9 protein-coding genes are annotated in these 12,667 nt (G+C 45.3%); 6 read left to right on the top strand and 3 right to left on the bottom strand.

The window, feature by feature from the left end:
- Nucleotides 1-530: 530 nt before the first annotated feature.
- From ABIE50_RS04195 to ABIE50_RS04175, 5 genes are all read left to right on the top strand, one after another.
- Nucleotides 531-3,128 carry an NACHT domain-containing protein gene (locus tag ABIE50_RS04195; protein WP_209855508.1) on the top strand — a complete coding sequence of 866 codons (2,598 nt, stop codon included), beginning with the start codon at nt 531-533 and terminating at the stop codon, nt 3,126-3,128.
- Between the two features lie 21 nt (nt 3,129-3,149).
- Complete coding sequence (locus ABIE50_RS04190; RefSeq protein ID WP_354027871.1) at nt 3,150-4,070, top strand: transglutaminase domain-containing protein; 921 nt, start codon at nt 3,150-3,152, stop codon at nt 4,068-4,070.
- 16 nt (nt 4,071-4,086) lie between these two features.
- Nucleotides 4,087-5,937, top strand: a complete 1,851-nt coding sequence (locus tag ABIE50_RS04185) for a chloride channel protein (protein WP_209855511.1) — start codon at nt 4,087-4,089, stop codon at nt 5,935-5,937.
- A 70-nt stretch (nt 5,938-6,007) separates the two neighbouring features.
- Nucleotides 6,008-6,613, top strand: a complete 606-nt coding sequence (locus ABIE50_RS04180; RefSeq protein ID WP_209855513.1) for an NAD(P)H-dependent oxidoreductase — start codon at nt 6,008-6,010, stop codon at nt 6,611-6,613.
- 1 nt (nt 6,614) lies between these two features.
- Nucleotides 6,615-8,507, top strand: coding sequence for a monovalent cation:proton antiporter-2 (CPA2) family protein (locus ABIE50_RS04175; protein ID WP_209855515.1), 1,893 nt, complete (start codon nt 6,615-6,617; stop codon nt 8,505-8,507).
- Nucleotides 8,508-8,510: 3 nt separating this feature from the next.
- Here ABIE50_RS04175 and ABIE50_RS04170 read toward each other — a convergent pair whose 3' ends face one another.
- The 3 genes from ABIE50_RS04170 to ABIE50_RS04160 form a co-directional block, all read right to left on the bottom strand.
- A complete protein-coding gene (locus ABIE50_RS04170) occupies nt 8,511-8,759 on the bottom strand; it encodes a hypothetical protein (protein WP_209855517.1) in 249 nt (82 codons plus the stop codon).
- 6 nt (nt 8,760-8,765) lie between these two features.
- The gene (locus ABIE50_RS04165) at nt 8,766-9,023 is read right to left on the bottom strand and encodes a hypothetical protein (RefSeq protein ID WP_209855520.1); all 258 of its coding nucleotides are present in this window, start codon (nt 9,021-9,023) and stop codon (nt 8,766-8,768) included.
- A gap of 155 nt (nt 9,024-9,178) precedes the next feature.
- Nucleotides 9,179-10,366: a DUF5009 domain-containing protein gene (locus tag ABIE50_RS04160; protein ID WP_209855522.1), complete on the bottom strand. Its 1,188-nt coding sequence runs from the start codon at nt 10,364-10,366 to the stop codon at nt 9,179-9,181.
- A gap of 133 nt (nt 10,367-10,499) precedes the next feature.
- On the opposite strand from ABIE50_RS04160, the gene ABIE50_RS04155 reads away from it, so the two are divergent.
- Nucleotides 10,500-12,551, top strand: coding sequence for a M13 family metallopeptidase (locus ABIE50_RS04155; RefSeq protein WP_209855524.1), 2,052 nt, complete (start codon nt 10,500-10,502; stop codon nt 12,549-12,551).
- The last annotated feature ends 116 nt before the right edge of the window (nt 12,552-12,667 follow it).

The following is a 12,667-nucleotide window of genomic DNA, read 5'->3' as shown; positions in this document are numbered from 1 at the left end:
TTGTTTACGTATATGACTGGTTGATATCTTCCCCCTTTCAAAAAGTTAAAGTATTGTTACAATTGTGGTACGAAAGTAAATGGATGTAAGCGTTATACGAAAGCCCTTTTTGTTCATTTAATTTGAAATGTTCATTTTGTTCAGTTTGAAAAAATGATATTCATTTTGTCCATTTGCGCATTAATGCACATGCATTTTTTGGGGCAAAAAAGGAAAACGCTGACGTATCGTAAAAAAAATCAAGCAATCTCAACAATTCACTTATGGATAATTATTTCTTTATTCAAAAGCCAATAAATAAAATATTAATATATTTTATATAATAATACTATATGGTAATAGTCATATTTATATATGATATTCATCTGATAACTAATAAAGATGTTTATTCCATTATTAATTTCTATATATATAATTCAGTTTAATGCCTTCTGTTCATTTTGTTCATTCGGCCTTTCGAAAATCTAAACGCAAATACGATACGTAATTAAACAGGTACCGACAATTCGAAAATCCATTTACTGTCCCCTATGATTGATCTATCCTATGACTTTATCATTACCCTGCAGAATGAAGTACTCCGCAGGTTTGGTGTTGAAGTCATGTTGCCAGGAGATTGCAAACATCTCTCTCAGTCCATATTGGATAACACCACAAAACTGGTAAGCGAAACTACGCTGAAAAGGGTGTTTGGATTTGCTGTTGCTCAACACAGCTTCTCCAGATATACCCTGAACACACTTTCGCAATATTGCCAGTACAAAGACTGGGAGGATTTTCAGCAACATCACTACCGGAAGCTAAACACCGCTTCGAAAACAACCAGTGCGTCTACTTCAACCGCAGCATTGGATAATAGTAAATGGTCTGACTTGAAAAACAAGGCAGATGCAGTTTCACATTATACCATGCTCACTCTCAAAAACCGCTCTGGTATTGCCTTCCCGTATACTGTTCACAGGCCCTTCTGTAACGCCCACATCGAAAAATTCCTGGAAAGCGACTACGCAGCCACCGCTTTAATAGCACCTTCAGGATGGGGTAAGTCGCTGGCACTGGTTCACCTTGCGGAACACTGCTGGTTTGGCAAAGAAGCCCGGTATAAACAGGATGTATGCTGGTTTATACACGCACACGCTGCAGGAAGCCTTTTGCTGAAAGGATTCTCACTCTCTTCGTGGCTGGATAACCAGATGAATCTCGGCAACGGCGAAAACTTCCGCGAATATTTCTCCAGCCATTTCGATAAAAAAGGCGGACGCCTTATATTAATAATAGACGGGTTTGATGAAATTGCTGTGGCAGGTGAAAAGCTACGGTTGCTATATTCCAAACTGGAAGATTTTGTGTACTCCAACGACCTGTATCCCTGGGTGAAAGTGATCCTTTCCATCAGAAGCAGTACCTGGGCCGAAATATTCCAGCACTCCCAGCAATACCCGGCCTTCCGCCGCTATTGGTACCTGGGCGCTGAAATGGATGAAGAAACCAATATCAACATGCCCCGGCTTACGGAACAGGAAGTAAAGTCTATTCTCTATAATCACCAGTTCGATCCTGCCACCGTGCGCCTGTTTTCTGAAAATTTCCTGCAAAAACTGCGTTATCCATATTACCTGCAGTTATTTTGCCAGCTCAACAGCGGTCCGGATCAAACCTTTGTAGACGAGCATCTCAGCTTATTTGAAATTGTATCGCGCTTTATCCAGAACCGCGTATTCAATTCGCAAAGCAATGCATTCAAAATAAAGATCATTGAAAAATTATTAACCCTGCTCGATCTCGGCAGAACAGGGATCTATGTAGATAAAAACCTGCTGCTCACCCAGAATGCAGAACTCTTCCCTGCCTATAAAGAACTGCTGGCAGATAATATATTGGTGGAGGAAAACCTGAGCCAGGAAATCATGTTCAACGTGAAAGTGCGCTTTGCACATACCATGCTGCTCGAATATTTTGTGGCCATGCATTACCTGAAAGAAAACGGCCAGGAAATAAATGAGCCCATGCTGATGGCTATACTTGAGCACCTGCCACAGTCGCCCTACCGGATAGGCGTATTCAGATGGCTGCTCCGCTACGCCATTAACCATGCACAGATCGATGGCATCATCAAAATGTTGCATTTACCATTATCCAACATAGAAAAATCACACCTGCTGGAGTACCTGGTATTACATTACCAGCACGATGGCAACAACCAGGGTGAACTCAAATCCATCTTCCCGGCGGGCTTCTTCAAGAAAAATCCTATTGGCCCCTTTATCAGTGACGAATTTATTCATTTCAGGAAACGCAAAGTACTTACCGCTTTGCTGGGACTTGCTGAGGCCCGGGAAGATAAACTGAAAATCAGGAGCAAGTTATTCACCATGGCATTATTGCAGCTGGATGCAGAACAATGTGAAATAGAGCTCAATAATATCAAGAAGATTTACGCGCCTGATGAATTTGAAGATGAGCTTTGGGTAACACCTTATGAAATCCAGCTCTTCATTTATGAATTTCTCAAGTTTGGTATCATCAATGAAGATATCAGGGAAAAGATCTACAATTATTTCCGCTTTTGGACGGGCGGTGGCAAGAAACCCATCACTGAACCACAGGAAATTGTATTCCGTAATATGGGCATCGTTTTCACCTTACTGGGCGACAATGAGCACCTGCTGAGCTTTACCACACGGATCTTTGAAACATATCCTTCTCTACAACACCGTAAAACAGATTCACTGCGCCTCACCCTGCTCTGCTGGCAGGCCCAGGCCTACCTTGGCTTAGGGCAAACGGCATCTGCTGCACGCATCTGCCGGCATACCGACCAGGTAATCAAAAAATATTCTGTCGATTATTTTGGCGGAAAATACCTGGAGTCTGTTCAGAAACTGCTTTACGCCGGTGTGTATTTTAACGAACACGAATTCAATAAGGCCATCCGTACGGCAGAAATTGCCGTGGAAAACGCACAGAAGCTTGATTTCAAAGTACTGGCACTGATGAATTTCGGTCTGCTGAACAAGATCTACCAGCAACTGCAGATGGATAAACAAAAAAATGATACCGTTCAGCAAATAGAGCTCATCAGGAAAAGTACCTCCTTTAAACAGGCCGTTTCAAATTTTGCGAGGTGATTATGGCATAATTTTGCTTTATTGCGTAGCATAATGGCCATAGACGAAAGCAAATATACCATAGCACAGAAAATATTGTTCAACACACTGAGCCTGTTGACCTTATTATTGCTCGCACCCTATATCAACAGCTTTACGCCGCCTCTCATGCTGAATGGCTGGCATATTGATCTGCTATTGGCCGTAGCAGGAAGTTTCATCCTTGTTTACCTCCTCCGCTGGATTTTCAGACCACTCATCATCCCGGTGTTTTTAACAATGTGCAGTGTGCTGGTAATAAATAAACTTACCGACCGCTATACCTTTTATAATGTGCTCAACGATTATAAAGGAATGGTGCAGGGCAATCTTAACACCAAAGGCAACAAACAACTGGATATCCTTAGTTTATACCCCAGAAGGGTGGAAAGCTACCGCGATAAAACCGTGCGTGGCATAAAGGAAAAGATCAATTACCAGGATTCGGTGGTTCGCAATTTTTCCGTAAAGCACTCCCTCGACTATTACGACGAATACTTTTACAAGTATGGAAAAATAACCCGGTTCCTTTCCCTGTTCCGCTTTATCAACAGCCAGTTTAAATATGTGCTCGATTCAAGGCGTGATGAGTACTTCGCTACTGCACAGGAAACCATCCAGAACGGGCTTGGCGGCGACTGTGATGATCATTCCATCCTGATGACCTCCTGCCTGCAATCCATCGGGGCCCGCTGCCGTATTGTACTGGTAAAAGGTCATGCCTACCCTGAGCTTTATTGTGGCGACAAAGAAGAATTCGAAATTATGAAGCAGGCCATTATCACACTTTTCCCCAAACCGGCCGTAAAGGAAATATATTATCACGAACTGAAGGGGGAGTACTGGATTAATCTGGACTACACTGCCCGCCGCCCTGGCGGTCCTTATATGAATGATAAAGTTTATGCACTGATTGAACTTTGATCCTTAAATTTGCCGCATGAGTCAATTTAACCGACTGCGGAAATATCATAGTTTTTTTCGATTCAGGAAAGATTTTGAGCAATACAGTTTAAAGAGCGCTAAAAGCTATGAACTCATACTTCATTGGTTACACAGCAAAATGAACCGTAACCAGTTCCTCCTGCTTTCGGGTATACTGGTAGGGTGCTCAGCAGGGCTGGCCGGCGTAATACTGAAAAGTCTCGTCCATTATATTCATTATGTGATCACCTATAAGGTGCATTTCAGTACCCAGGTGATCTTTTATATAGTATTCCCGTTTCTCGGAATTGTACTGACCACCCTCGTGGTGATCTGGTTTTTTAAAGGCCAATCCAGGAAAGGAATACCTGCTATCCTGCATGAAATAGCCAGGAACTCCAGCCTGATCCCACCTGTAAAAATGTATTCCCAGATATTGCAAAGTGCCATTACTGTAGGGCTTGGCGGCTCTGCCGGACTGGAAAGCCCCATCGCTGTTACCGGGGCGGCACTGGGCTCCAATTATGCACGTACCTATAAACTCGGATATAAAGAACGCACGCTATTGCTGGCAGCCGGCGCCACTGCCGGAATAGCAGCAGCATTCAATGCACCTATTGCCGGGATGATGTTTGCCTTTGAGATTTTACTTACCGGCGTGGTGTTTTCTGATTTTATGCCATTGATCGTGGCGGCTGTTTGCGGAAGTTTGCTCTCCAAAATTATTTTACAGGAAGAAGCGTTGTTTCATTTTGAATCGAGGGTCGCTTTTAATTATCACAATGTACCCTATTATATAGCCCTGGGAATACTTTCGGGGTTTTATGCAAGATATTATGTAGTCATCTCCCAGAAAATAGAACATTTTTTTCACTCCCTTAACTGGACAGCCTTGCAGCGGGCTATACTGGGCGGCATACTCGTATCTGCACTCTGCGTGGCCATGCCTCCTTTATTCGGAGAAGGCTATACCAGTGTGAAATCGCTGGCTGCGGGCAATGGTGAGGCTATCCTGCAAAACAGTTTCTTCCGGTATCTGCCTTTGCAAAGCTGGATGATACTGGTATTTACCGGTTGCGTATGCCTGCTGAAGGCATTGGCTGCTTCGGTTACCATACAAAGCGGCGGCAATGGCGGTAATTTTGCGCCATCGCTGTTTGCCGGCGGATTCCTCGGATTCTTTTATGCGATGGCTTGCCAGCAAATGGGGTTTGCTGATACCCCCGTAACCAACCTGGTAATTGTAGGCATGGCCGGCGTAATGGCCGGGGTGATGTATGCCCCGCTTACTGCCATCTTCCTGATAGCTGAATCCAGCTCTGGATACGATCTCTTCATCCCGCTGATGATCGTTTCCACGATCTCCTTCCTGATGGCAAAATGGTTTTCTCCCATTTCCCCGGAAATTAAAGAACTGGCAAAAGATGGTAAAGTATTTACACATGCGCATGATAAAAACATCCTGCTGCTCTTGAAAATGGACGACCTCATAGAAAAAGATGTGCAAACCGTTTCCATTGACGGCACTTTACGGGAAATTATAGAACTGGTAAAAACAGGCGGCCGGAATATTATTGCCGTGGTAAACCAGGATCAGCTATTTGAAGGGATTATTACCCTGGACGATATCCGGCCTGTTATGTTCAATCCGGAAATGTATGATAAGATTACTGTAAAGAAACTGATGCAGGCGCCACCGGCAGTGGTTAATCTGAAAGATAATATCAACGTGGTGATCAAGAAATTTGATACCGCCCAGGCATGGAACCTGCCGGTAATACAGGATAAACAGCTGGTGGGCTTTATCTCCAAATCCAGCATTCTCAACAAATACCGTTCATTATTACAGGAATATTCAGAGGGCTGACAGATTTAATAGCACAGTGCCAATACTTTTGAAACAAAATGCCTAAATTTCTTTACACGAAAATCCGATAATGGCCAGAGTTCTGATAAATTTTGCACATCCCGCCCTGGAAAAATCCAGGGTACATGCCCACTTGCTACGGGTGATCAGGAACATGCCGGGCATTACTTTCAATGACCTATATGAGCAATATCCCGACCTGGATGTGAATGTAGCCCGTGAACAAAAGCTGCTGGAACAGCACGATATTATTTTTATGCAGCATCCCTTTTATTGGTACAGCGCACCTGCTATTGTAAAGCAATGGATGGACCTGGTGCTGGAACATGGATGGGCATACGGCCATACCGGCAAAGCCTTGCAGGGGAAGTATTTCAGTAATATCATCACCGCAGGTGGCTCTGAACATTCGTATCAGCGGGATGGGCATCATGGTCATACCATACAGGACTTCCTGTTGCCTTTTATACAAACAGCCAAATTGTGCAATATGCATTACGCCGCTCCCTATGTTATATATGGAGTGCACCGGCAGGATATTTCCGACATCCAGGAAGACGCCGTCAGGCTGAAACAGGTGCTGGAGCACCTCCGCGATGATAAGTTTGATCTTACTCCTTTGCCTGGCCTGGAGAACCTGACTCAAATACTTCAACTACCCGCTCAAACCAGATAATATGGATCAACATTCTTTGCTATTTCAGTCGATGGTATACCTGGCTGCAGCCATCGTATTTGTGCCACTGGCCAAAAAGATGGGACTGGGCGCTGTTTTGGGCTACCTGATAGCGGGCATTATCATCGGACCTTCCTTGCTGGGTTTTATAGGAAGAGAAGGAGAAGATATTATGCACTTTGCAGAATTCGGCGTGGTAATGATGCTGTTCCTGATTGGTATAGAGCTGGAACCGGCACTGCTATGGCGGCTGCGTTCTTCCATACTCGGGCTGGGAGGGCTGCAGGTAACATTAAGTGCAGCAGCTATTGCGGGTATTGCTTACCTGCTCGGACAACCGGTGAACACTTCACTGGCGCTGGGCATGATCCTGTCGCTTTCCTCCACCGCCATTGTGTTGCAAACACTGAATGAAAAAGGGTGGATGGGCACCTCTGCGGGGCAGAGCGCCTTTTCCGTATTGCTGTTCCAGGATATTGCGGTGATCCCTATGCTGGCCATATTTCCTTTACTGGCGGGCAATGCGGCCGGCGATGTTGCTTCACACACACCTTCCCTTAGAGATAATATACCCGGCTGGGCCCAAACGCTGGTAGTACTTGGAGCTGTAGCCATTATCATTATTGCCGGCAGGTACCTGGTACGACCGCTCATGCGTATCATAGCCCGCACCCGGGTACGCGAATTATTTACCGCCACTGCATTACTGATGGTGGTTGGTATTGCAGTGCTGATGAACCTGGTAGGCCTTAGCTCAGCACTGGGCGCATTTCTCGGCGGAGTGGTACTCGCCAACAGCGAATACCGCCACGAACTGGAAAGTGATATTGAGCCTTTCAAGGGATTGCTGCTTGGTTTATTTTTTATCGCCGTCGGCGCATCTATCGATTTTAAATTAATACTGGAGCAGCCCTGGCTGATCATGGGACTGGTGGCGGCCATCATGGCATTGAAAGCCATTGTGTTACTTGTGCTCGGAAAAATATTCAGGCTCAGCACAGATCAGAACCTGCTGTTCGCGTTTGCCCTTGCAGATATCGGGGAGTTTGCGTTTGTACTGTTGTCGTTTACCAGTCAAACGCGGCTTATGAGTGAAGAAATGACTGCCATGATCACGGCAGTAGTAGCCATCAGTATGGCCCTCACCCCGTTGATCATGCTGCTGTATGAAAAAGTGATACAGCCATATTATACCCGGTCCGAAGTGAAAGCGGAAAGGGAAGCAGATGAGATCAATGAGAAGAACCCTGTGATCATTGCTGGGTTTGGCCGCTTTGGCAGCATGACGGGCCGTTTCCTCCGGGCAAACGGAATTAACACCACTATCCTGGATCTTGACTCCGACCGGGTGGATGCACTTCATAACCTTGGTATTAAAGTGTATTATGGAGATGCGTCGCGTTATGATCTGCTGGCAGCCGCAGGCGCTGCAGATGCTAAAATGCTGATCATCGCCACCGATCACCCGGAACAAACATTGGAAATAGTGAAAATGGCACAACGGTATTTTCCCCACCTGCAGCTATTGGTAAGGGCTGAAAATAATGAAGATACTTTTGAATTGATGGACCTGGGTGTATTGCATATTTATCGTGAAACGGTAGATACTTCCCTGCGTGTTGGGGTGGATGCCCTGCGCATGCTGGGAGAAAGAGCCTATCATAGCGAACGCGCCGCCCGGACCTTCTTCCGCCAGGATGAGCGAACCCTGAAAGGCTTATCAGCACTACGCGACGACAAAAAGCAATACATCAGCTCTATGAAGGAACGAATTGAAGAAATGGAAAAACTTATCTCTTCCGACCGGGTAAAAACCTGGCTGGATGAAGGACAGGGCTGGGATCCTGAGTCATTGCGTGACGAGATCCGGGGGGAAAAGCCGGACGAAGCCTGATTGTTACTGGATATGCTGGATAATAAGTTCTGCCGCATGATGTAACAGGCCTATATCTACCGGCGGCAGATGATCATGCATAGGCTTACTGGAAACAGCGCGTACATAGCCTTCTTCATCAGGCTCAAAAGTAATTTCGTGCTCTTCAATGGCCACTTTGTAAACCGTTTTGAATTGCTGATGAATAGTTTGCACATCCAGGATATGTGGATGCCCTTTATACTCAAATTTAAGTGTGAAGAAGTCTGACATAGATCATTACTGTTGCGCAGTATTTACTTCCCTTTCATCGTGCCGGCGATGATAGTAACGCTTTATCCTGTTTTTCTCATCGCGGGAAAACTGATGAATCAACCACAGGCAAAAGCAAGCAAGACCGCTGATAATTAATATATAGCCAACAAAACCCATGGTATGGAACACTTTGAACCACATCCAGTCGTTTGTTAAGGCATACTGCGCTAAGATAGCTAAAATCAACCCTGCTGCCGCTAATACAATTGCAATTTTTTTCATGGGGGAACTTTTGGGATAAAAAATATGTTTCCGCAAAATAGGGGACAAACCAAATGCCATTACCTATTTACCGTGTTATACATCTGTTACGGATGTATTTCACGTAGATATTTCTCTACATTGCGAGTGTTATAACGAACCGGCGTGTAAGATTGTTACAGTTGTAAACGGATTCCCAGCTTGTTTAATCCTTTTACAAGGAAAAGCATGATCACTGCAAAAAAAGCGCACCAGGCAATACCCGGCAGTCCTTCACCCAACACAGCCGGCAGCCCGATCCCCGCCAGCAGCATACCATAGAAAACGATATCCGGCAATATGTAGGTGAGCAAAGGATTGGATCCCGCCGGACGGAAGAAAGCCGTCCACTTACTGATGTGTTTTACATCTATCAGGAAATATAATAAAGAAAAGATAGCCACGCATATAGCGCTGCAATACAAACACCAGCTAGGCGTAGCCTGGATCTTTGATAGTTTGTAAGTTGGCCTTAACATAACACCGGCGATCAGTAATAAGGAAAAATATCCCATTACCCTTGCCACCAGCTTACTTCCTTTCAATCCCAGGTCATCATCAAAATAAAATAATGTTAACAGCATTCCCGACAAAACAATAGCAGTATGAGCAGCATTACGCGATTGCGAAGTAAGCCAGCTCCATTCTCCCTGCTGCATAAAGGGCTGTTTGCATAAAATATAATATCCGATGCATACGGCTATCATCAGCATAATACCTCCTACAACACCTTTAAACACCTGGTAAATAATACATGCATACAGGTAAGCCCAGCCTATCAGGCCCAGGATCCCCCACCATTGCGGGCTTAAACGTTCAGTTCCGTCCTCACCACCACGAAAAATAACGGCAAGTATTATTAATCCGATTGCACCTACAGCTTTGAAGCACCAGGAGATCCATTTTGTTTCGAACTTATAAACATTCCATACCAGTATGGCGCATATATAAAAAAGAAGCGACCAGGCAGCGCCGCTTATCCCGGTAGCAGCAGCGTTCACCAATTCCGCATTTACCATGAAAATACCAAGTACCCACAAGCCCAGCGTGCGCCATATAATATGCCGCTGCAGCTGCCAGAAAGTATCTCCTTTCTCCAACCTGCTATTGATAGCAAAAGGTATTGACATGCCCACGATAAAAAGAAAAGCAGGGAAAACAACATCCACAAAAGTCATCCTGTCTTCATTACCACGCGCATGCTGCATCCACAACGGGATACTGCTCACCCCCGCAACACTGTTAACGAAAATCATGACAAGAATAGTAATTCCGCGGAAGGCATCGATAGATAAAATGCGGCCAGTCTTTAAATTGTTAATCATAAGTGGTAAGGAAATGACTTTATACAAAGTACAATATTTACTTTATATTCTCCTACTGCCGTTAAGCCCATTTTAATAACCGGGGTCCCAAAAAATAATTACCTTTCTGCCGATAACAAAATCTGAAAAGCTTATGATAAAATCCATCCTTACAGTAACCGGCCTGGCTGCCGTTACCTGCTTTACCGCATGTAACCAGGGACAGAAACAGCCCGGTGATGCCAACTCCCCCACACCTGATGCAGTAGCCGCTAATGTAGACAGTACCGTGAGCCCCACACAGGATTTTTTTGATTATGCCAACGGCGGCTGGATAAAACGCAATCCCATACCCGCAGAATATAGTTCATGGGGTATTGGTAATCTTGTACAGGAAGAATTGTACAAACGCCTGCGCATCATCAACGAAAAGGCAGTGGAAAATCCTGCCGATCCTATCTCTAAAAAAATCGCCGCTTTCTGGACAAGCGGTATGGATTCCGTTCGCATCAACCAGGAAGGCATAAAACCTATTGAAGCAGAACTGAAAGCCATTGATGCAGTTACTACCATTCCACAACTGGTACAAATAGCCTCTAAACTGAACATGAGCACCGGCGCCTTCTGCAGCCTGTACATAGGCCAGGACGCCAAAAACAGCGAGATGATTGCCGTTCAGCTGGGCCAGGGCGGATTAGGATTACCTAACCGCGACTACTACTTCAACACCGATGCACGTACCACCAACATAAGAAATGCTTATCCCGCACACATTGCCAAAATGCTTCAATTTGTTGGTTACGACAGCACCTCTGCTAAAAAGGCCGCTGCCGGCATTGTGCAACTGGAAACCAGCCTGGCTAAAAACAGCCGTAAACTGGAAGCACTCCGCGACCCGGAAGCCAACTACCACAAAATGGCAGTGACACAGCTCAATAAAATTGCAGGGAATGTTGATTGGAATGATTTCATTAAACAACAAGGCATCAACAAATTTGCCGATACTGTGATTGTTGGACAGCCGGAATTTTACACCAATCTGAGCAACGCGGTTAAGTCGCAACCACTTCAAACCTGGAAAGACTACCTCAAATGGAACCTGATCAACGCGGCAGCCTCACATCTCAGCGATACCATTGCCAACACCGACTTCGCCTTTTATGGCACCCTCCTGAAAGGGCAAGACAAACAGAAGCCCCGCTGGAAGCGCGTGCTGGACGCTGAAGAAAGCGCCATGGGCGAGGCATTGGGACAACTGTTTGTAAAAGAATTCTTTAACAACACCGCCAAAAAAAGATATGAAAACCTGGTAGAAGAAATACGTGCCGAACTGAAAACACGCATCGAGCATCTCGACTGGATGAGCGACAGCACCAAGCAGAAAGCATTGTACAAACTGTCGAAGATCACGAAGAAAGTTGGCTATCCCGATAAGTGGAAGGATTTTTCCGCAATGGATATCAAGGAACAATCCTATCACCAGAACATAGAGGCAGCACAACAATGGTGGCAAAACTACCAGATCAGCAAACTGGGTAAACCGGTAGACCGTACCGAATGGGATATGACCCCGCAAACATACAACGCCTACTATAACCCCAGCAACAATGAAATTGTGTTGCCCGCAGGCATCTTCACCGTTCCCGGGAAACGTGATGAAGAGCTGGATGACGCCATTGTTTATGGCTACGCCGGTGCCTCCACCATTGGCCACGAAATCACACATGGCTTCGATGATGAAGGTCGCCAGTTTGATGCTGCCGGAAACCTCAAAAGCTGGTGGACAAAGGATGATGAGAAAAAATTCAATGAGCGCGCAGCTGTAATGGTGAATCAGTTTAACAACTACGTAGTAGTAGATACTTTACGCATCAACGGTAAAGCTACACTCGGCGAAAACATCGCCGACCTTGGCGGTATCCTATTGGGCTGGGAAGCGTTCAAAAAAACGGAGCAGTTTAAAAAGAATGAGAAAATTGCCGGCTACACTCCATCACAGCGTTATTTCATGGGTTACGCACTGGGCTGGCTGGGACATACCAAAAAGGAATCCCTCGCCAGGCAGGTGCTCACAGATGTGCATTCTCCTGCCAAGTTCAGGGTGAACGGACCGTTTGCGGATGTAGATGCCTTCTACGAGGTATACGGCGTAAAACCCGGGGATGCTATGTATAGGCCGGATAGCGCAAGGGTGCGCATTTGGTAATGCAGCGGACGTTGTCTGACTCAGGATTAAACTGATTACGCTGATTACGCTGATTTTATTTTTTTGATTTTTGATTTTTGATTTTCATTGGGTATTATTTTAAGAGCCGGATAAAA

The organism is Chitinophaga sp. OAE865, assembly GCF_040546735.1.
Lineage (GTDB): Bacteria > Bacteroidota > Bacteroidia > Chitinophagales > Chitinophagaceae > Chitinophaga > Chitinophaga polysaccharea_A.
The sequence above is the reverse complement of the archived record's forward strand: the minus strand, read 5'-3'. Positions and strand labels throughout refer to the sequence as shown.

What these genes read in the sequence shown, in the direction of transcription:
- ABIE50_RS04160 (WP_209855522.1), bottom strand. Translation starts at nt 10,366, where the DNA reads ATGATTAACAATTTAAAGACTGGCCGCATTTTATCTATCGATGCCTTC.
- ABIE50_RS04170 (WP_209855517.1), bottom strand. Translation starts at nt 8,759, where the DNA reads ATGTCAGACTTCTTCACACTTAAATTTGAGTATAAAGGGCATCCACAT.
- ABIE50_RS04180 (WP_209855513.1), top strand. Translation starts at nt 6,008, where the DNA reads ATGGCCAGAGTTCTGATAAATTTTGCACATCCCGCCCTGGAAAAATCC.
- ABIE50_RS04175 (WP_209855515.1), top strand. Translation starts at nt 6,615, where the DNA reads ATGGATCAACATTCTTTGCTATTTCAGTCGATGGTATACCTGGCTGCA.
- ABIE50_RS04195 (WP_209855508.1), top strand. Translation starts at nt 531, where the DNA reads ATGATTGATCTATCCTATGACTTTATCATTACCCTGCAGAATGAAGTA.
- ABIE50_RS04165 (WP_209855520.1), bottom strand. Translation starts at nt 9,023, where the DNA reads ATGAAAAAAATTGCAATTGTATTAGCGGCAGCAGGGTTGATTTTAGCT.
- ABIE50_RS04155 (WP_209855524.1), top strand. Translation starts at nt 10,500, where the DNA reads ATGATAAAATCCATCCTTACAGTAACCGGCCTGGCTGCCGTTACCTGC.
- ABIE50_RS04185 (WP_209855511.1), top strand. Translation starts at nt 4,087, where the DNA reads ATGAGTCAATTTAACCGACTGCGGAAATATCATAGTTTTTTTCGATTC.